The organism is Sulfitobacter sp. W027, assembly GCF_025143985.1.
Classification (GTDB): Bacteria; Pseudomonadota; Alphaproteobacteria; order Rhodobacterales; family Rhodobacteraceae; genus Sulfitobacter.
In genome coordinates this window covers 1,916,557-1,936,534 of sequence record NZ_CP083564.1, presented here as the reverse complement: position 1 = coordinate 1,936,534, position 19,978 = coordinate 1,916,557, and the positions used below count along the sequence as shown (strand labels likewise).

Sequence of the window (19,978 nt, the reverse complement as noted above, 5' to 3'; positions counted from 1 at the left end):
CGACATGTCGCATCAAATCATTCAGCCCGAAGGTTGGGCCCCCGCCAAAGGCTACGCAAACGGTGTGCTGAGCGCGGATGGCCACCTGTTCGTCGGTGGTCAGATCGGCTGGACCGCCGAGCAGAAGTTCGAGTGCCATGACTTTATCGGCCAGATGAAACAGGCGTTGCAAAACATCCGCGACGTGGTCGAAGCCGCCGGTGGCACGCCCGAAGATATTACCCGTCTGACATGGTATGTCACAGATAAGAAAGAATATCTTGCCGCGCAAAAGGACGTGGGCCGGGCTTACCGTGAGGTTCTGGGCAAGCATTTTCCGGCGATGGCGATGGTTGTCGTTGCAGGGCTTGTCGAAGACGAGGCCAAGCTTGAGATTGAAGCCGACGCGGTGATCTCGCGCTAACAATGCACATCGTGGCGGGGATGGTCACCCTCCGCCACGCCTGTCTATATGAAAGCCGCTGCCGGTTTCAGCCCCGGCGGCGCAGCGCCGGAAGGGCCGCCGAGAAGGCCGAGGATAGGGCAAAGAGACCGGCGGCGATGCTGACGATGCTGGGCCCGGTCGGCGTGTCGAACTCCAGCGAGGCCATGAGCCCGCCCAGTGCCGCCAGCGCGCCCAATCCCATCGCCCAGACTGCCATGGTCTCAGGCGTGCGGGCAAAAGGGCGGGCGGTGGCGGCGGGGATGATCAACATGGCGGCGATCAGCAGTGCGCCCACCACTTTGATCGCCACAGCCACCATGATTGCCAGTGCCAGTGTCAGAATCAACTGCTCGCGCTTTGGGTTCCCGCCCGACGCCTGCGCCAGATCCGGGTTCAACGTGGCCGCCAGCAGCGCCGACCAGCGCCATGCCAACAGCAGAGCCACGGCCAGCGCACCGCCCCAGATCACGCCGAGGTCGAAGCGAGTCACAGCGAGGATTTCCCCAAAGAGGTACGACGACAGATCGACCCGCTGCCCAGGCAGCAGCGAGACAGCCACCAACCCAAGCGCCAGCGCGGAATGGGCCATAACGCCCAATAGCGCATCGGCGCTAACATTGCGTCCCGATAGGGTGCTGATAACCAACGCCATGACCAGCGCCACCAAAAGCACTCCTGCGGTGATCGGCAGATCGGTTGCCAGCGCCAAAGCGACGCCCAAAAGCGCTGCGTGGCTGGTGGCATCGCCGAAATAGGCCATGCGCCGCCAGATCACGAAACAGCCTAAGGGGGCGGCGGCCAGCGCCACGCCAAGCCCGGCGAGGGCGGCGCGCAAAACGAAATCGTCAAGCATTCTCAGTCTCTTGGTGGTGGCCTTCACAGGCGTCGCCGTGATGGTGGTGGTGGTGATCATGGTCATGGCGGTAAAGGGCCAGCGCTCCTTGGGTGCCACTGCCGAACAATGCGCGGTATTCCGGCGCATCGGCCACGGTCTCGGGTGTGCCTTCGCAGCAGACATGACCGTTGAGGCAAAGCACCCGGTCGCTCGCCGCCATGACCACATGCAGATCATGGCTGACCATCAGCACGGCGCAGCCCAAATCTTGGCGTACGGCCTCAATCTGGCGGTAAAACGCAGCAGAACCGGGTTGGTCGAGCCCTTGGGTCGCCTCGTCAAGGATCAACAGGTCGGGCTTCTCCAGCAGGGCGCGGGCCAGAAGCACGCGCTGGAACTGCCCGCCAGAGAGGTCGACCATCTGCCGCTCGGCCAATTCCGGCACACCGGCGGTGGAAAGGGCATCGCGGATCGCTTCGGGCGTTTGGCGGCGCGGCAGGTTGACGAAACGGCGCACGGTGAGCGGCAGGGTGGCGTCGATCTGCAATTTTTGCGGCACATAGCCGATGCGCAGCCCCGGTTTGCGGGTAATCTTTCCCGCCGCCGGTTTCATCGCCCCGATCAACGCGCGCAGCAGGCTGGACTTGCCCGAGCCGTTGGGGCCGACGATGGTGACAATCTCCCCCGGTTCGATGTTGAAGTTCACGTCGCGCAGGGCGACTTGCCCGTCGTGGCGCAGGGTCAGGCCACGGGTTTCAATCAGGCTCATGCACCGGTCTCCTGACAGGCGGGGCAAAGGCCTTCGGCCTCCACGACGCTACGCTCAATGCGGAACCCCGCGGCGCGGGCGGCATCGCCTAGGCGGCTTTTGGTTGGCGAAGTCTCGGCCTCTGCCACCGAGCGGCAGCCGCGGCAGATCAGGAAAGCGGGCGCATGGTCTTCGCCCGGATGCACGCAGCCGACATAGGCATTAAGCGCTTCGATCTTATGGGCCAGCCCGGCTTTGACCAAAAAATCCAGCGCGCGGTAGGCCACAGGGGGCTGCGCGCCCAAGCCTTCGGCCGAGAGATGGGCCAAGAGGTCATAGGCGCCCAAAGCGCGGTGCTCTGACAGCAAAATCTCCAACGCACGACGGCGCACCGGGGTCAGCCGCAGCCCGCGCGCGGCGCATTGCGCTTCGGCGGCCTGCATGGTGCTGCGCATACAAGCAGCGTGGTCGTGATCGCGGAATTCGATGGCGCTCATGAGGGACCTCAATTCGTTTGGCTATTGATATGTTATAACAGCGGTGTTAGCAAGGTGATACTATAACATTTTGAGGGTCTGCCATGTATCGTTTCTCGCTCCCCGCCGCTGTCTTCACCGCCGCCGCGTCGCCGCTTTGGGCCGATGTGCCTGCCGTCGCCACGGATATCGCGCCGGTCCATGCGTTGGTGTCTCAGGTGATGGAAGGCGTCGGTACGCCCGACCTCATCGTGCCGCCGCGCAGTTCGCCCCATGGCTATGCGATGCGCCCTTCCGAGGCGCGGGCGCTGAGCGGGGCCGACTTGGTCGTCTGGGTCGGCCCGTTGCTGACCCCTTGGCTGACCGATCCGCTGGAATCTCTGGCCAGCAGCGCGAGCCATCTGGCTTTGATGGAGCAGCCGGGCACCCGCGTACTGGCTTTCCGTGAAGGGGCGAGTTTCGAGGCCCATGATCACGGCGATGAGGGTGGTGAGGCGCATGGCGGCGCCGAGGAGGGGCATGATCACGAAGAGCACGACCACGGGGAACATGACCACGAGCAGCACGACCACGAGCAGCACGACCACGATGGGCATGACGCACAATCCTCTGAAGAAGATCACGACGGCCACACCCATAGCGGCGATGACCCCCACGTCTGGCTTGACCCGCACAACGGGCAGCTTTGGTTGGGTCAGATCGCCGAAGCACTTGCCGAGCTAGACCCCGAGAACGCCGCACGGTACCGCGAGAATGCCAAAGCGGCACAGTCCGAGCTTGCCGTCTTGGAAAAGGACATCGCCGAGGTTCTTGCCCCGGTCAAAGACCGCCCCTTCATCGTTTTCCATGACGCCTACCACTATTTCGAAGCGCGTTTCGACGTCGAAGCGCGGGGCGCCATCAGCGAGAATGACGCCCGCGCTCCGGGGGCGGCGCGTGTGGCTGAACTGCGCGACTTGGTGGCCGAGAGCGGCGCGAAATGCGTCTTTGCGGAACCGCAGTTCAACCCTGGCCTGATTGCCGCCGTGACCGAAGGGCAGGACACCGGGACCGGCACGCTTGACCCGGTTGGCGCGGAGCTGAAGCTTGGCAGTTCTTTCTACACCGATCTGCTGCGCGGCATGGCACAGAGCATGGCCGACTGCCTGTCGGATTGATTGAGGCGTGGCAACGAAAAGTGGTGCAGCCGGGGAAGCTGCACCACATCTTACATGCTGAAATAACTTTTATAGAATTCGGGTCAGACGGCGATTTTACCGCCGCCTTCTTTGGTGATGACAACCACCGCCGGGCGCGGAGGCATCTTGGGGTCGAAGTCGGGCCAACGGGTGGCCGGGTCTTCAAAGGTGCTCTCCCGCTCAAAACCGGGGATGTCTTTGGTGCCGTCCGTGCCCGGATGCTGCACCGCGACGAAGAGCGTCTCGCCATCTGCGGTGAAATAGGGGCCGCACATCTCACCGCCCACGGGGCAGCGGAAGAAGAGCTTTGAGCTGCCGCGCGCCTCGCCCTCGGTCTCCAGCGCGTAGAGCCCGTCGGATTTGCCGGTTTTACCCCAGCCGCTGCCCTGATCGGTGCTGATCCAGAGCCGCCCGTCGGCGTCCATCGCGGCGTTGTCGGGGCTGCCGAACCAGCCGTTTTCCGAAGTTTCAGGGTTCCACTGCGCGCCGACCTCGGCAACCTTTGGATCACCGCATTGCACAAGGATCGACCATGTGCCGCTTGTGGCGGCGTGGTCGGCATTTGCCTCTTTGATCTCGATGATATGGCCAAAACTGCTGTCGGCGCGCGGATTGGCGGCGTTGGTGTCGCCTTCTTTGCGCTTGGTGTTGTTGGTCAGCAGGATATAGGCCGTGCCATCGCCGCGCGGCTGCGCGTCTTCGGGGCGGTCCATCGGGGTGGCCCCCAGAAGGTCGGCGGCCAGACGCGTGTCGATCATCACGTCGCCTTGGTCGCTAAAGCCGTTCTCGGCGGTCAGCGGCCCGGAGCCATGCACCAGCGGCAGCCAGTTGATCGAGCCGTCCTCTTCAAACCGCGCGACATAGAGCGTGCCATCGTCCAGCAGAGAGCCATTGGCCGCCGGATCATCGGAAACGGTGCCTTCGGAAACGTATTTGTACTGGTAGTCAAAGCGGTTGTCGTCTCCCATATAGACCACCAGCTTGCCATCCTTGCTGACCGTGGTCTCGGCGCCCTCATGGCGGAAACGGCCCAGAGCGGTGCGCTTGACGGGGGTCGAGGTCGGGTCCTTCGGGTCAACTTCGACCACCCAGCCGAACTTGTTGGGCATGTTCGGCTCGGCATCCACGTTGAAACGGTCGTGTTTCTGGCCCCAAGCGTACCACATGCCCGGCACGCCGTAGCGGTCCCATGATTTCTCCTCCGCGGCACCGGTGATGTCGGGTTTGCCGTCGGCGTCCAGCTTGTCGGTCCAGAAATAGCCGTGGAAGTTCTCTTCGGCCATCAGCCATGTGCCCCAAGGGGTCAGCCCGCCCGCGCAGTTGTTGAGCGTGCCGATGACCTTGGTGCCGCTCGGGTCGTCGTTGGTTTTCAGCCGCGTGTGACCGGCGGCGGGGCCGCTCAGCGTCATCGCGGTGTCGAGGGGGGTGATACGGCGGTTCATCTTGCCGTCGCGCACCACTTGCCACTTGCCCATCTCATCGCGGGCGATCTCGACGACCGAGCCGCCGTGCGCCGCCATCTCAATGTCGATCAACTCAGGCGTCATGCCTTTGAAGTTCACCTTGTCCTGACGGCCAAGCCCGGGGAACATGACCTCTTCGTTGGTGTACTCATGGTTCACGCAAAGCAGGCCACGGCTGCCGTCTTCGGTGAGCGGCACAAAGCCCACGTAGTCGTTGTTATAGCCGAACTGCTTCAGCTGCGCGGCGGCGGTTTGGTTCATCACGTCGAACTCGGGCGCGTCTGCGGTGATCGGATCGCCCCACCGCAGCAGGATTTGCGCGTCATAGCCGGGGGCGACGTGGTGGGTCTCGTCGTTGCCCCACGCCAGCTCATCAAAGACATAGCGGCTGGTGGCGGCGCTGGCCTTGGAGGGGGCGATGGCGGCGGCGGTGCCGAAAAGCGCGGTGGTGGCCGAAACCCCAAGCATGCCGCGCAGGATATCACGGCGGCCATAGCGGGCGTTGATTACATCGCCGATGGTGCGCGACAGGTTCGCATTCGTGGGGATGTCGTCAAAGGCCTCAAAGGCTTCGGCCTTGTTGCCGATGGCGGGGTCGTTAAGAATTTCGCGGCGGGTCATCATGCTTCCTCTGGTGACTTGGCTGGCCTTCATCTGCACCAAGACTGTCACGGTTTTATGACGCTAGATCGGGTTGTTGCGAAATCCGACAATCAGTTGGCGCAGGCCGATCGCGGCCCCCGCAAAGATCGACGCCAAGGTTACAGGCCCGCTGAAAGCCAAGACCGAGATGGCCGAGATGCCTTGCCCGATGGTGCAGCCCATAGCGAGCACCGCGCCTGCGCCCATAAGCCCGGCACCGAATATCTGGCGGCGCAGTTCGCGTGGGTCTTCGCAGGCCTCCCAACGGAAATGCCCCTGCCAGAGAGAGCCGAGGAAAGCGCCGGCCCAGACACCCGAGACAGAGCCGATGCCAAAGCTGAGCGGACGGACCGACCCCTGCATCGCATAGAGCAGTGTCTCTCCCACGGGGGCGGCATAGCTGTGAGACATGAGCGTCTGGGTGCCAAAGCCGGTCTGTGCAAGCCACGCCGTGCCCGCCCAGCCTGATACGATGGCGAGACCGGCGATCACGCTCCAGAAGACCATACGGAAGTCACGGCGAAAGCTGCGGGCGCTCAGCATAAGGGCGCAGATCACCATCCCCAAAGCCACACCGATCATTGCCACCGATCCGCCCGTGAGTGCGGAAAGCGCATGGGCAATGCCATCGGGCGGGCCTGCGTTCAATTGCCGGGGGAAGAGAAACACGCGCGCCGGGGCGAGAGGGCCAGAGAGCACGGCAAAGGCCGTAAGCCCCATGACCAAGACGATGACAAAGGCCCGCAAATCACCCCCGCCAAGCCGCGCCAAAGCGCCAAAGCCGCAGGTGCCTGCCAGCGCCATGCCATAGCCGAAGATCAGCCCGCCAAAGATCGCGGGCGCCCAAGAGAAGGCGATGGTCAGGTGAAAGGCGCGGTCGATGTTGATCAGGCCAAACCCGCCAAGGGTGAAACTGCCCAGCATCGCCACACCGATCGCCAAGCCCCACATCCGCATCCGGTGGCTGGAGCCGCCGTAGAACAGATCTTCGATTGCGCCTAAAGTGCAGAACCGTCCCAATCGTGCGGCAAGGCCCAGCAATACGCCGCCCAATCCACCCAAGAGGGCGGCGGTCAGCGGCTGGCCCAGAAGCTCAATCATCCTTGCAGAACAATTCGTAGACCAGCTCCAGCATTTTGCGCGGGCGGTCATCGGCCAGCTTGTAGTAGATCGTTTTACCGTCCCGGCGCGGGGTCACCAGCCCTTCGAGCCTGAGGCGCGAGAGTTGCTGCGATACGGCGGCTTGCCGGGTCGACAGCAGGGCTTCCAACTCGCTCACCGACTTTTCACCCGAAACGAGGTGACACAGGATCATCAACCGCCCCTCATGGCTGATCGCTTTGAGAAAATTTGACGCGGTCACGGCGTTGGTCAGCATCCGGTCCATGTCCTCTTCGGACATGTCGGGGGTAATCACGGGCAGGGCTGTCATTCGGTCAGTTCCTTGAAATCAGTCTTGTCGCGTAATAGCATATTCAGCATCGGCCAGAAAAATTCCGCTCCGGGGTAGCCTTCGAGACGGCCCAGTTCGGCGTCATCATCAACCAGCAGGAAGGTCGGCGTAAAGACCACCGCGCGCTGGGGGGTGACGCTATCCTCGACCGCCGAGATGTCGACGCGGCGCAGCGGGGCGAATTCACCTTCGGCTGTTTTGGGGTAGGCAGGGGCGATCTCTTCATCCCAGCGTTCGCAATAGATGCAGCCGGGTTGTTCGACCATGACCAATTCCACAGCCAAGGCGGGCAGGGCGGTTAGAGCCGCGAGGCTCAGGGCGGTCATTATGCGGATCATCGGCTTGCCTGATTGACGTTTGGACAACACTCAACGTAATTTGAATATGTGAATTGTTCAAGCGCGGCGGATTTCGTCGGCGCGGGCAGGGGGTAACATGTTCGACATCACCTATGCAGGTGCGCTTCTGGCGGGGCTGCTCAGCTTCTTTACCCCCTGTATTCTGCCGATGGTGCCGTTCTATCTGAGCTATATGGCAGGGCTCAGCGTGACCGAATTGCGCGGCGACGGCGCGATTGCGCCGGGGGCGCAGCGGCGGTTGGTGCTGTCATCGGTGCTCTTTGCGCTTGGGGTGACGACGATCTTTGTGCTGCTGGGCATGGGGGCCACGGCCTTGGGGCAGGTGTTTACCCAGTACCTTGAACCGCTGAGCTGGGTGGCGGCGGCGATCCTGCTGGTCTTTGGTCTGCATTTTCTAGGCGTCATCAAAGTGCCGCTGCTTTACCGCGAGGCGCGGCTGGAGGGCGGTGGCAAGCCCACGTCGATCTGGGGCGCTTATGTGATGGGGCTGGCCTTTGGCTTTGGCTGGACGCCCTGTGTGGGCCCGGCACTGGCGGCGATCTTGATGATTGCCTCGGGCATGGGTGACATCACGCGGGGTGGGCTGCTGTTGGCGGCCTATGGCGCGGGGATGACCGCGCCCTTCGTGGTCGCGGCGCTGTTTGCAAAGCCGTTTCTCAACTGGGCGGCGCGGCATATGGCGCTGGTCCAAAAGGTGGAAAAGGCGATGGGGGTCATGCTGATCCTCTTTGCCGTGCTGATCGTGACAGGCGGGGTGCAGTTGATCGCGGATGCAATGATCCGTTGGTTCCCCAGCTTCACGACGTTAGGGTAACCGCAACAAGGAGGACGCCGATATGATGATCGCTAGGATAGGGGCCGCAGCCGCTGCAATGCTGCTGGCATGGCCATTGGCCGCCGCGGAACTGGGCGACGACGGTCTGCACAAGACGCCGTGGATGCGCGACACCTTCAAAGACCTGCGCGAGGATTTGGAGGAGGCCAACGCCGAAGACAAGCGCCTGATGCTAATGTTCGAACAGCGCGGCTGCATCTACTGTACCAAGATGCACGAGGAGGTCTATCCCGCCCCCGAAATCGGCGGCTATATCGAAGAGAATTACTTCGTCGTGCAGCTCAACCTGCATGGGGACATCGAAGTGACCGATTTCGATGGTGAGACCCTCTCGGAAAAGCAGATGGCGCGGAAATGGGGGATTCTCTTTACCCCGACGTTGATGTTCTTGCCCCAAGAGGTGGCCGAAGACACGACCGCGCCGCAGGCGGCGGTGGCGGTGATGCCGGGTGCCTTTGGCAAGGGCACGACGCTGGATATGCTCACTTGGGTCAATGAAGAACGTTATGCGCTTGAAAGCGAGGAAGATTTCCAACGCTACCACGCGCGGATGATCCAAGAGCGCAACAATGGCAGCACGGATTAACCCGTGAAAAACAGCAGCGCGGATGTAAAGCTATTCAAAAGTTTGAATTTGTTGTTGCGCCGCGCCGCATCCCTGTCTTAGGGTCAGGTAAACCGGATCACACATCACCGTGATCGGCACTGGGAGGAAGTTTTCGATGATGAGATGGATCGCCGCCGCAATTGTGTCGGGCGCGCCTGTTCTGGCCGCCGCTGAAACCGTGGCACCTGCCGACGTGACCTATGATGATTACGGTTCGGTTGAACAATCGCTGACCGGAACACCGGGGGATGCTGCCAATGGTGCCGCCATCGTTGGCAACAAGAAGGCCGGCAACTGCGTGGCCTGTCACCAGTTGGGTGCGCTGAGCGATGTGCCCTTCCAAGGGGAGATCGGCCCAATGCTCGACGGGGCGGGCGACCGCTGGTCAGAGGCAGAGCTGCGCGGCATTGTCGCCAATAGCAAAATGACCTTCGAAGGCTCGATGATGCCCTCCTACTACAAGACAAGCGGGTACATCCGCCCCGGCGATGGTTTCACCGGCAAGGCCGGGTCTGAGCCGCTGCCGCCTCTGTTGGACGCTCAGCAGATCGAAGATATCGTGGCGTTCTTGGTCACGTTGAAAGAGTAACGCCGAGGCTTCCCGGCCTAGGGGCCGCGGACGGCTCGACAGATCATCGCGGTCAGCGCACCGCGGCAATGGAATAACGGTGCAGAGCGCCGCTGACGCATAAGGAGATGAGAGATGAACTTCTCAAGACGTGAAACTTTCGGCCTCGGCCTTGGAGCCGTGGCGCTGACCATGCTGCCCGTGGGGGCTTCTGCCGCCACGGTTGACGAGCTGATTGCGGAATTCACCGGCGGGGCCGATATGGCCGACACCGGCGTGACCCTGACTGCGCCTGAGATCGCGGAAAATGGCAACACCGTGCCAATCTCGGTCGAAGCGCCCGGTGCGTCTGCGATCATGGTGCTGGCCACTGGCAACCCGACCCCGCCCGTGGGCACCTTCAACTTTGGCCCCTTGGCCGGTTCGCGCAGTGCCTCCACCCGCATTCGTTTGGCCACGACCCAAGACGTTGTCGCCATCGCCAAGCTGGAAGACGGCACCTTTGCCCGCACCAGCGCAGAGATCAAAGTCACAATCGGCGGCTGCGGCGGCTAAGCCCGCGCGCCCCAATTTTTAGGAGTTTTCAAAATGGCAGAAGGTGTAACCCCTCGCGTCAAAGTGCCGAAAAAAGCCGAAGCAGGTGAGGTCATCACGATCAAGACCCTGATCAGCCACCCGATGGAATCGGGCCAGCGCAAAGACGGCGACGGCAATGTCATCCCGCGTTCGATCATCAACCGCTTCACAGCTGAGTTCAACGGCGAGAGCGTGATCGACGTGAAGATGGAACCGGCGATGTCGACCAACCCTTATTTCGAATTTGACGCCACTGTGCCTGAGGCCGGCGACTTCAAATTCACTTGGTACGATGACGACGGTTCTGTCTACGAAGAAGTCAAATCTATCACGGTTGGCTGACCCCGCGTCAGCCAACCGTGCGTGGAACAGGGAGGAAAGACATGAAATTCAAGGCAATGACCGCGGTCGCGGCGCTTTTGGTGGCCGCCCCCATGCTGGGGATGGCCGATGAGGAGGCCGAGCTTGTCGTCAACGGCGAGATCGAGATGGTGACCAAGACCGATGCGCCTGCGCATCTTGAGGGGGCTTTGCCGGAAATCATGTCTGGCTGGCGCTTCCGCTCGGATGAGACGCAACAAACTCAGATGGACGATTTCGACAACCCCGGCATGATCTTTGTCGACCAAGCCCAAGCGGTTTGGGACACGGCAGAGGGCAGCGAGGGCAAGTCCTGCGCGTCTTGTCACAATGACGTGGAATCGATGGAAGGCGTCCGCGCCGTCTATCCCAAATGGAACGAAGAGGCGGGCGAGGTCCGCACGCTTGCGATGCAGATCAACGACTGCCGCGAAACCCAGATGGGCGCCGAGCCGTGGAAATACGACGGCGGAGACATGACTGCGATGGAGGCGCTGATCTCGGTCCAGTCGCGCGGCATGCCGGTCAACGTGGCCATCGACGGCCCGGCCCAGAGCGTTTGGGAACAGGGCAAGGAGATGTACTACACCCGCTACGGTCAGTTGGAGCTGAGCTGCGCCAATTGCCATGAGGACAACTACGGCAACATGATCCGCGCCGACCATCTGAGCCAGGGTCAGATCAACGGCTTTCCGGTCTACCGTCTGAAGAACACCAAGCTCAACAGCAGCCACGCCCGTTTCAAAGGCTGCATCCGCGACACTCGGGCCGAGACCTTCAGCCCCGGCAGCCCCGAGTTCGTGGCCCTTGAGCTTTACGTCGCCAGCCGCGGCAACGGCCTGTCGGTCGAAGCCCCTTCGGTGCGTAACTGATTTAACATCCGGGCTTTTTGCCTGACATGATCCCGCCCCCCAAACCGGGGGCGGGGCCTTTCCCTGTTTTTAAGTGCTGGAGCGTAACATGCTGTCTCGCCGTGATTTTCTTCAAATGTCCATGGCTGCGGCCTCCATCTACGGCGGCTCGGGCTTCGGCAACTGGGCGCGGCTGGCGGCGCAGGACCGCTTTGATCAGGACGCGCTCTTGGAGTTCGAGAAGTTCGGCAATGTGACCCTGATGCATGTCACCGACATTCATGCGCAACTGAAGCCGATCTATTTCCGCGAGCCCTCGGTCAACATCGGCGTGGGCGAGAACCGCGGCAAGGTGCCCCATATCACCGGCGAGGATTTCCGCATCCGCTACGGCATCGGCGGTGGCACGCCGCTTGATTACGCGCTGACATATGACGATTTCGTCGCCCATGCGCAGGCCTACGGCAAGGTCGGCGGGCTGGACCGTGTGGCGACTGTGCTGAACGCGATCCGCGCCGACCGCCCCGATGCGCTGCTTCTGGACGGCGGGGATACGTGGCACGGCTCGATGACCTGCCTGAAGACCGAAGGTCAGGATATGGTCAACGTGATGAACGCGCTGAAGCCCGATGCGATGACCTTCCACTGGGAGTTTACGCTGGGGTCTGAGCGGGTGCAGGAGATCGTGCAGGGGTTGCCCTTCGCGGCGCTTGGCCAAAACATCTTTGATGCGGAATGGGATGAGCCTGCGGAACTCTTCAAGCCCTACGAATTCTTTGAGCGCGGCGGCGTGAAGATCGCCGTGATCGGGCAGGCCTTTCCTTACATGCCCATCGCCAACCCCGGCTGGATGTTCCCTGAATACTCCTTTGGCATCCGCGACGAACATATGCAGGAGATGGTCGATGAGGTCCGCGCGCAGGGCGCTGAACTGGTCGTTTGCCTGAGCCACAATGGTTTCGATGTCGACAAGAAGATGGCCGGAATCGTCAAAGGGATCGACGTAATCCTCTCGGGCCATACCCATGACGCGCTGCCCGAACCGGTGCTGGTGGGGCAGACGCATATCATCGCCTCTGGATCGAACGGGAAATTCGTTTCGCGCGTGGACCTCGACGTGCGCGACGGCAAGATGATGGGCATCCGGCACAAGCTGATCCCGATCTTCTCGGACCTCATCACGCCAGATGCGGAGGTGGCAAAGCTCATCGACGTACAGCGTGCACCCTATCTCGACGAGTTGACCCATGTGGTCGGGCAGTCCGACGCGCTGCTGTACCGGCGCGGCAACTTCAACGGGACATGGGACGACCTCATCTGCGACGCGCTGCTGAGTGAGCGCGATGCCGAGATCGCGCTCAGCCCCGGGGTTCGCTGGGGGCCGTCGATCCTGCCGGGCCAAGACATCACCCGCGAAGACATTTTCAATGTCACTTCGATGACCTATCCCAATGCTTATCGCACGGAAATGACGGGCGAATTCCTGAAGGTCGTGCTGGAGGACGTAGGCGATAACCTGTTCAACCCCGACCCCTACTACCAGCAGGGCGGCGACATGGTCCGCGTGGGCGGCATGGGCTTCAAGATGGACATCGCCAAGCCGCAGGGCGAGCGGATCAGCGATATGACCCTGCTCAGTTCCGGTGAGCCGATTGATCCGTCGCGCAGCTATGTCGTCGCTGGTTGGGCCTCAGTCAACGAGGGCACCGAAGGTCCGCCGATCTGGGATGTGGTCGAAAGCCATATCGCCAAATTGGGAACCGTTTCTGATGGGGCCCGCACACCGGTGGAAATCGTTCTGCCAGACTGAGAAAAAGCAGAATAGGGGTTCTCACGCGGAAACAAATTCAATAAAATGAATTTGAATATATGAGGGCCACGACATGACTGAAGAAAATCAAACTGGACCATCGCGCCGTGCCTTTCTAACGGGGGTAGGGGCGGCGGCTGCGGGGACGCTGGCGGGCGGCGCCAGCGCCCAGACGGACCCGGCGATTGCCATTCATCCTTGGATGCAGGAGTTGGGCGATGGCGTTGACGCCGCGCCTTACGGGATGCCATCGCCGCATGAGGCAGATGTGAAACGCCGCACCGTGGAGTGGCTCACTGCCGATCCGGTGAGTTCAATCAATTTCACGCCGCTGCATGACCTCGACGGGACGATCACCCCCAATGGTCTGTGTTTTGAGCGGCACCACTCTGGCGTCGCCCGCGTTGATCCGGCCCAGCATCGGTTGATGATCCACGGGTTGGTCGACAAACCCTTGGTGCTGACCATGGAAGACCTCAAACGGTTTCCCCGGCAGAACCACGTCTACTTCCTTGAATGTGCAGCGAATTCCGGGATGGAGTGGCGCGGCTCACAGCTTAATGGCTGTCAGTTCACCCATGGTATGATCCATAACGTCATGTACACCGGCGTGCCGCTGCGGCTGGTATTGGAGGAGGCGGGGATCAAGCCTGAGGGCAAGTGGCTGCTTGCCGAAGGGGCCGATGCCGCCGCTATGACGCGCTCAATCCCGATGGAAAAGGCGCTCGACGATTGTCTCGTCGCCTTCAAGATGAACGGTGAAGCGCTGCGCCCCGAACAGGGCTACCCGGTGCGTCTGGTTGTGCCCGGCTGGGAAGGCAACATGTGGGTGAAATGGCTGCGCCGCCTCGAAGTCGGCGATCAACCTTGGCATCACCGCGAGGAAACCAGCAAATATACCGACCTCATGGCCGACGGCGTGGCGCGGCGCTTTACTTGGGAGATGGACGCGAAATCGGTCATCACCAGCCCCAGCCCACAGGCGCCGATCACCCATGGGCCGGGGCCGACCGTTCTGACGGGTCTGGCGTGGTCGGGCCGGGGCACGATCCCACGTGTCGATGTGACCATCGACGGTGGCATCACTTGGCATGAGGCACGGATGGATGGCCCGAGCACGCCCAAGGCACTGCACCGCTTTTACTATGATTTCGAATGGGACGGAAAACCGTTGCTGCTGCAAAGTCGCGCGCATGACAGCACCGGTTATGTCCAGCCGACCAAGGATGCCCTGCGCGAGATCCGGGGTGAGAATTCAATCTACCACAACAATGGCATCCAGACTTGGGCTGTTGACGCTGACGGAAAGGCCGAAAATGTCGAGATTTCTTAAACTTGCGCTGCTGGCCAGCGCCATGGCCAGCCCCCTTGCCGCCGAGCCTTTGGGACTTGGCCGCGCCGCCACGCCCGAGGAAATCGCCCTTTGGGACATCGACGTGCGCCCCGACGGTCTGGGCCTGCCTGCGGGCAGCGGCGACGTGATGACCGGCGATAAAATCTACACCGAGAAATGCTCGGCCTGTCACGGGGTCTTTGGCGAAGGCACAGGCCGCTGGCCGGTGCTGGCGGGCGGGCAGGGCAGCCTGTCCGATGCACGTCCCGTCAAGACGATCGGCAGCTATTGGCCATATCTCTCAACGGTTTACGACTATGTGAACCGCGCCATGCCCTTTGGCAACGCACAGTCGCTGACCCATGATGAGGTCTATGCGATCACGGCCTATCTGCTCTATCTCAACGATGAGGTGGATGAGGATTTCGTGCTCTCTTCGGACAACTTTGCCGAAGCGCGTCTGCCCAATGAGGAGGCCTTTAAACCCGACGATCGGGCCGAAGTGGAGCTTGTGGCCTTTAAAGAAGAACCCTGCATGACCGAGTGCAAACCATCGGTCGAAATCACCATGCGCGCCGCCGTGTTGGATGTAACGCCCGAAGAGACCGCCGCCAAAGTTGCCGCGAAGGCCGAAGAGACCAAAGCCAGCGCGGCTAAACCCGCACCTGAGACGCCCCCGGCCGAGGCTCCGGTGGTTGAGGTGGCCGAGGCACCTGCCGTTGATCCCGCCCTCATCAAAGCGGGGGAGAAAGTGTTCCGCAAATGCAAATCCTGCCACCAGATCGGCGCCAAGGCCAAAAACCGCGTCGGCCCGGTGCTGAACGGCATCGTGGATGGTCCAGCGGGTGCGGTCGAAGACTTCCGGTACTCCAAACCGATGGCAGCCGCAGCCGAGGCAGGTCTGGTCTGGACCGAGAGCGAGCTGAGCGCATTTTTGGGAAACCCCAAGGGCTATATGAAGGGCACGAAAATGTCCTTCCCCGGTGTGCGCAAAGAAGAAGACATCGCCGCTCTGATCGCCTACCTGCGTGACGCGTCGGAGTGATTGAGGCGATTAGAGAAAACTGACGTGCCTGCCCCCCTTGAACCCCCATACCGGGGGGACTAATCTCTGGGTAACAGTTTTGCGGGTATGGTCCCGCGAACAGGAACTGAGGCAGGCACGCATGAACGATCCGATCAACACCTATATGAATACGCTTGTCCCGATGGTGGTTGAGCAAACCAGCCGGGGCGAGCGGTCCTACGACATCTTCTCGCGCTTGCTGAAAGAGCGGATTATTTTCGTCAACGGCCCGATCCACAGCGGGATGAGCCATCTGGTCGTCGCCCAGCTGCTGCACCTTGAGGCGGAGAACCCGACCAAGGAAATCAGCATGTACATCAACTCGCCCGGTGGCGAAGTGACGGCGGGCCTGTCGATCTATGACACGATGCAATACATCAAACCCAAGGTCTCTACTCTGATCTGTGGCATGGCGGCCTCCATGGGGTCGGTCATCGCGATTGGCGGCGAAAAGGGCATGCGTTTCGCGCTGCCCAACGCCGAAGTCATGATCCACCAGCCGTCGGGCGGCTCGCAAGGCATGGCCGAAGATATCCTGATCTCGGCCCGCCATATCGAGCGCACTCGTGAGCGGATGTATCAGCTCTATGTCAAACACTCCGGCCAGCCGCTGGATGTCGTGCAAAAGGCGCTCGACCGTGATCTTTGGATGACCCCTGAAGAAGCTAAAGAATGGGGCCACTTGGACGAGATCGTCGAGAGCCGTGGCAAGGCAGATGATGCCGCTGCCAGCGGTAAGGACAAGAAAGACAAGTAATAGAGGGGCCCGGCGCTGCATATTTTGCGATTGTAGCGCCGGGATCACTGGCCTAAGCTTGAGGCCAAATCTCGCAGCCTCACGTTCGGGGCGAACATACACGACAGACCTGAAAGGTTTGAGATGGCGAATAATTCCGGCAACGACAGCAAAAATACGCTCTACTGTAGCTTTTGCGGCAAGAGCCAGCACGAGGTGCGCAAGCTGATTGCGGGGCCGACCGTGTTCATCTGTGACGAATGCGTCGAGCTGTGCATGGATATCATCCGAGAAGAGACCAAAGCCTCGGGGCTCAAAGCGACCGACGGCGTGCCAACACCCCGCGACATCTGCGGCGTGCTGGACGATTACGTGATTGGTCAGGCGATGGCCAAGCGCGTCCTTTCGGTGGCGGTCCACAACCACTACAAACGGTTGAACCACGCCCAAAAGGGCGGCGATATCGAACTGGCGAAATCCAACATTCTGCTGATCGGCCCCACCGGCTGCGGCAAGACGCTGCTGGCGCAAACGCTGGCGCGTATTCTGGATGTGCCTTTCACCATGGCAGACGCGACTACGCTGACCGAAGCCGGTTACGTGGGTGAGGATGTTGAGAACATCATCCTCAAACTGCTGCAATCGTCCGAGTACAACGTTGAGCGCGCGCAGCGCGGCATCGTCTATATCGACGAAGTCGACAAGATCACGCGCAAGTCCGAAAACCCCAGCATCACCCGTGATGTGAGCGGTGAGGGCGTGCAGCAGGCGCTCTTGAAGCTGATGGAAGGCACCGTGGCCTCTGTGCCGCCGCAAGGCGGGCGCAAGCATCCGCAGCAGGAATTCCTGCAGGTAGACACGACCAACATCCTCTTCATCTGCGGCGGTGCCTTCGCGGGCCTCGACAAGATCATCGCGGCGCGGGGCAAAGGCTCGGCCATGGGCTTTGGCGCTGACGTGCGTGACAACGACGCGCGCGGCATCGGTGAGATTTTCACCGACCTCGAGCCGGAGGACTTGTTGAAGTTCGGTCTGATCCCGGAATTCGTCGGCCGTCTGCCAGTTCTGGCAACCCTCGAAGATCTGGACGAAGATGCGCTGGTGACCATCCTGACAGAGCCGAAGAACGCTTTGGTGAAACAGTACCAGCGTCTGTTCGAGTTGGAAGACACGCAGCTGACCTTCACCGATGATGCGCTGACCGCGATCGCCAAACGCGCGATTGAACGGAAAACTGGCGCGCGGGGCCTGCGCTCCATCCTCGAAGACATCCTGCTCGACACGATGTTCGAACTGCCGGGGCTGGACACGGTGACCGAGGTTGTCGTCAACGAGGAGGCCGTGATGTCGGAGGCGAAGCCCCTGATGATCCACGCCGACAGCGAAAGCAAAGAACCAGCAAGCGCGGGCTAAGACCTGGCGCGAGGCAAAGAGATAGGGGGCGGGCCAATGGGTCCGCCCTTTTGCATGAAAGGAACGGTCATGAAGCGGATTTCATCGGGCGGTGCCTATGAAGAAAAGATCGGCTACAGCCGCGCAGTGGTCGCGGGCGGCATGGTCTATGTCTCGGGTTGCGTGGGCGAAGGGGCGGATGTCACGGCCCAATGCGCAGCGGCTCTGGCGACGATCAAGCAGGCTCTGGAAGAGGCGGGCAGTGATTTCGCCCATGTGGTTCGTGTCACCTACATGCTGCCCGATGCCGCGGAGTTTGAGCCCTGCTGGCCGCTTTTGCAGGCGGCCTTTGGCGCACACCCGCCTGCGGCGACGATGATCGAATGCGGGCTGATTGATCCCAAATACCGCATTGAGATCGAAGTCACCGCGATGCTGCGAGATGCGGCGGAGGGTTAAGTTTTCTCCGGCACCAATTCAAATTGATCCCCCAGCCGGGCGCGCACCTCTGCGGGATCAAGGTTTGTCCAAAGCGGCCCGCCGCCACCAATAAAACCCGTCTTCCGTAGGCTGTTTTGCAGCGCGGGCATATCAAGCTCCCCCATCCAAAGCCGCGCCTTGGCTTTGCCAAGCGGCTTCCACGAGCGAGTGAGGTGGCAGAGTGTCGCGGTGGTGATCCCCGCAAAACTTTGCAAATGCTGTTCCAACCCGCGCGTGGCGGAGGAGGGGCGGCGCACGACGATGGCCACTTGCTGCGTGGGCCGGGCGACCATCCCCAAGAGATGCAGGGCGGAGCCTTCGGCGGCGATGATCTGCTTGGCCCCCTTATAGACCGCGATCTGTTCGCGCAGCCCGTGTTTTTCGGGGTGAAAGACCATGTAGCCCTGTGCCGCGAGATAGGTTTCCAACGCCTCCTCGCCAATCAGATTGCCGCGCCCGGCGGGCAATTGGCTGCGGCTGATATAGAGCTTTTCCGGCCCTTCAGGCGCGATCTCACGCGCGAACCGATTGGCGATGGTGCTGCGGTAAGGCGCTGTGCCGGTGATCAAACTTCCCAGACCAAAGCCTTGTCCCGGCACGATCAAACGCTCAACCCGCGTCGGTGCGTCCAAACTGACCAGCGGCTTGTCGCAGCCCAGAAGGGCGAGGAAGTCACGCTGATACCCCGATACCTCTCCGCCATTGCGGGGGCGTTTGGGGATGAAAAGAACACCGTCGATTTCCTCCTCAAGGTGATCCAGCGCCCATAGGCGCGCGGTGCTCTCAACCAGAAAATGTCCGAAGTGCAGCCAGAGGACACCCCCCCAGAGCCATGTCCCTTTGCGTTCAGCCAGTCTGCCTTGCGGTGCCTCCGGCAGGGTGGTTAGCGCGCGCCCATTGCGCCAAAGTGCGGCTTGCGGGCAGGGGTGGCCATCGCTCAGCAACACCCCCGCAGGCTGCACCAACCCGCTGGTTTCGGGCAGGACGACAAGCGCATTGTCCAAGGTTGTGATCTCCGTTGACCAGCCCCCCTGAGGCACGGGCGGGCGCTCGGCGGGATCAAAGGTGCAAGCCCAGACCTGCCGGGTACAATGGCCGGGTGATTTGCGAAATCCGGCGCGCTCAAGGATGCGTTTGCATTCGCGCATCCCCTCGCGGCCATAGGCTTCGGGGTGAAATTCCAATACCACGGCGCGCAGCCCGTCGAGCGAGGCATGGCGCAGGAACTCCAATTCACCCCCTTCGATGTCCATCAACAGCACATCAGGCTTAAAGTTGCGGCAGATGTCGGCGTAGCCCGCCGTCGGCACCTGAACCTGCACCGTCTCGCGCGTGTCACTGTTGATCAGAGAGGAGCCGAGGAATGAGTTACGCAGATGAAACGGTAGGGTTTCGGGCCGGTCGGGGGCGGAAATAACCAGCTCGTTGCGCAGGGTGATCCGGTCTTGCAGCCCGTTGAGCGCATAGAGCGCGCGAATATGCGGGATCAGGTTCGGGTTTGCCTCGAAAGAAAGCACCGCCTCGGGCGCGGCCTTTTGCGCCACGATCGCCCCCACCAGCCCCAGTCCTGCACCCATCTCAAGCACGCGGTCGCCGGGGCGGACCACGGCCAGCGCCCCGGCAATTTCCTGCGCCTCATAGCGGCCTGCGTTGATCCGCTGGATCCGCGTCTCGTTCAGAAAAGGGGATTGGGGCACCTTGACGCCATGACATTCCGCCGCTGCCCGTATGGCCCCACCAACCTCAATCATCGCTGCCCTCATTCGTTTCTCTGACCCTAGCCAGA

At 61.6% G+C, this 19,978-nt stretch carries 22 protein-coding genes; 14 read left to right on the top strand and 8 right to left on the bottom strand.

What is annotated here, in order from left to right; genetic code table 11:
* The first annotated feature begins 4 nt into the window (after positions 1-4).
* Positions 5-403, top strand: coding sequence for a RidA family protein (locus K3759_RS09485; RefSeq protein WP_259981343.1), 399 nt, complete (start codon positions 5-7; stop codon positions 401-403).
* 67 nt (positions 404-470) lie between these two features.
* Here K3759_RS09485 and K3759_RS09480 read toward each other — a convergent pair whose 3' ends face one another.
* The 3 genes from K3759_RS09480 to K3759_RS09470 are packed head-to-tail and all read right to left on the bottom strand — an operon-like array spanning position 471 to position 2,504.
* Positions 471-1,277 carry a metal ABC transporter permease gene (locus tag K3759_RS09480; RefSeq protein ID WP_259981341.1) on the bottom strand — a complete coding sequence of 269 codons (807 nt, stop codon included), beginning with the start codon at positions 1,275-1,277 and terminating at the stop codon, positions 471-473.
* On the bottom strand, positions 1,270-2,028 hold the full coding sequence (locus tag K3759_RS09475) for a metal ABC transporter ATP-binding protein (RefSeq protein ID WP_259981339.1): 759 nt from the start codon (positions 2,026-2,028) through the stop codon (positions 1,270-1,272). Before K3759_RS09475 ends, K3759_RS09480 begins: the two co-directional genes overlap by 8 nt.
* Positions 2,025-2,504: a Fur family transcriptional regulator gene (locus tag K3759_RS09470; protein ID WP_093925919.1), complete on the bottom strand. Its 480-nt coding sequence runs from the start codon at positions 2,502-2,504 to the stop codon at positions 2,025-2,027. Before K3759_RS09470 ends, K3759_RS09475 begins: the two co-directional genes overlap by 4 nt.
* An 83-nt stretch (positions 2,505-2,587) precedes the next feature.
* Between K3759_RS09470 and K3759_RS09465 the strand changes: the two genes are divergently transcribed.
* Positions 2,588-3,640: a zinc ABC transporter substrate-binding protein gene (locus tag K3759_RS09465; RefSeq protein WP_259981338.1), complete on the top strand. Its 1,053-nt coding sequence runs from the start codon at positions 2,588-2,590 to the stop codon at positions 3,638-3,640.
* Between the two features lie 83 nt (positions 3,641-3,723).
* Here the strand turns inward: K3759_RS09465 and K3759_RS09460 are convergent, their stop codons facing one another.
* The 4 genes from K3759_RS09460 to K3759_RS09445 form a co-directional block, all read right to left on the bottom strand.
* Positions 3,724-5,745, bottom strand: coding sequence for a PhoX family phosphatase (locus tag K3759_RS09460; protein ID WP_259981336.1), 2,022 nt, complete (start codon positions 5,743-5,745; stop codon positions 3,724-3,726).
* Between the two features lie 63 nt (positions 5,746-5,808).
* Complete coding sequence (locus K3759_RS09455; RefSeq protein ID WP_259981335.1) at positions 5,809-6,867, bottom strand: YeeE/YedE family protein; 1,059 nt, start codon at positions 6,865-6,867, stop codon at positions 5,809-5,811.
* Positions 6,860-7,198: a helix-turn-helix transcriptional regulator gene (locus tag K3759_RS09450; protein WP_259981334.1), complete on the bottom strand. Its 339-nt coding sequence runs from the start codon at positions 7,196-7,198 to the stop codon at positions 6,860-6,862. Before K3759_RS09450 ends, K3759_RS09455 begins: the two co-directional genes overlap by 8 nt.
* Complete coding sequence (locus K3759_RS09445; protein ID WP_259981333.1) at positions 7,195-7,557, bottom strand: hypothetical protein; 363 nt, start codon at positions 7,555-7,557, stop codon at positions 7,195-7,197. Before K3759_RS09445 ends, K3759_RS09450 begins: the two co-directional genes overlap by 4 nt.
* A 97-nt stretch (positions 7,558-7,654) precedes the next feature.
* Between K3759_RS09445 and K3759_RS09440 the strand changes: the two genes are divergently transcribed.
* The 12 genes from K3759_RS09440 (at position 7,655) to K3759_RS09385 (ending at position 18,171) form a co-directional block, all read left to right on the top strand.
* Positions 7,655-8,392 carry a cytochrome c biogenesis CcdA family protein gene (locus tag K3759_RS09440; protein ID WP_243260813.1) on the top strand — a complete coding sequence of 246 codons (738 nt, stop codon included), beginning with the start codon at positions 7,655-7,657 and terminating at the stop codon, positions 8,390-8,392.
* 22 nt (positions 8,393-8,414) lie between these two features.
* The gene (locus K3759_RS09435; RefSeq protein WP_409202480.1) at positions 8,415-8,999 is read left to right on the top strand and encodes a thioredoxin family protein; all 585 of its coding nucleotides are present in this window, start codon (positions 8,415-8,417) and stop codon (positions 8,997-8,999) included.
* Positions 9,000-9,135: 136 nt separating this feature from the next.
* On the top strand, positions 9,136-9,609 hold the full coding sequence (gene soxX / locus K3759_RS09430) for a sulfur oxidation c-type cytochrome SoxX (protein ID WP_409202479.1): 474 nt from the start codon (positions 9,136-9,138) through the stop codon (positions 9,607-9,609).
* Positions 9,610-9,723: 114 nt separating this feature from the next.
* Complete coding sequence (soxY, locus tag K3759_RS09425) at positions 9,724-10,143, top strand: thiosulfate oxidation carrier protein SoxY (protein WP_067628363.1); 420 nt, start codon at positions 9,724-9,726, stop codon at positions 10,141-10,143.
* A 33-nt stretch (positions 10,144-10,176) separates the two neighbouring features.
* Positions 10,177-10,506, top strand: coding sequence for a thiosulfate oxidation carrier complex protein SoxZ (gene soxZ / locus K3759_RS09420; protein WP_067941571.1), 330 nt, complete (start codon positions 10,177-10,179; stop codon positions 10,504-10,506).
* Positions 10,507-10,547: 41 nt separating this feature from the next.
* Positions 10,548-11,396, top strand: a complete 849-nt coding sequence (gene soxA, locus K3759_RS09415; protein ID WP_067628358.1) for a sulfur oxidation c-type cytochrome SoxA — start codon at positions 10,548-10,550, stop codon at positions 11,394-11,396.
* 88 nt (positions 11,397-11,484) lie between these two features.
* Entirely contained in the window at positions 11,485-13,185 is a 1,701-nt protein-coding gene (gene soxB / locus K3759_RS09410; RefSeq protein WP_259981330.1) for a thiosulfohydrolase SoxB, read from the top strand.
* A gap of 73 nt (positions 13,186-13,258) precedes the next feature.
* Positions 13,259-14,518, top strand: coding sequence for a sulfite dehydrogenase (gene soxC / locus K3759_RS09405; RefSeq protein WP_259981328.1), 1,260 nt, complete (start codon positions 13,259-13,261; stop codon positions 14,516-14,518).
* Complete coding sequence (locus K3759_RS09400) at positions 14,502-15,563, top strand: c-type cytochrome (RefSeq protein ID WP_259981327.1); 1,062 nt, start codon at positions 14,502-14,504, stop codon at positions 15,561-15,563. Before soxC ends, K3759_RS09400 begins: the two co-directional genes overlap by 17 nt.
* 121 nt (positions 15,564-15,684) lie before the next feature.
* On the top strand, positions 15,685-16,341 hold the full coding sequence (locus tag K3759_RS09395; protein WP_259949629.1) for an ATP-dependent Clp protease proteolytic subunit: 657 nt from the start codon (positions 15,685-15,687) through the stop codon (positions 16,339-16,341).
* A 123-nt stretch (positions 16,342-16,464) separates the two neighbouring features.
* The gene (gene clpX / locus K3759_RS09390) at positions 16,465-17,733 is read left to right on the top strand and encodes an ATP-dependent Clp protease ATP-binding subunit ClpX (RefSeq protein WP_007120001.1); all 1,269 of its coding nucleotides are present in this window, start codon (positions 16,465-16,467) and stop codon (positions 17,731-17,733) included.
* Between the two features lie 69 nt (positions 17,734-17,802).
* On the top strand, positions 17,803-18,171 hold the full coding sequence (locus K3759_RS09385; RefSeq protein WP_259981326.1) for a RidA family protein: 369 nt from the start codon (positions 17,803-17,805) through the stop codon (positions 18,169-18,171).
* Here K3759_RS09385 and K3759_RS09380 read toward each other — a convergent pair.
* Entirely contained in the window at positions 18,168-19,943 is a 1,776-nt protein-coding gene (locus K3759_RS09380; protein WP_259981325.1) for an FkbM family methyltransferase, read from the bottom strand. The two genes, K3759_RS09385 and K3759_RS09380, sit on opposite strands and share 4 nt — an antisense overlap.
* Positions 19,944-19,978: the final 35 nt, after the last annotated feature.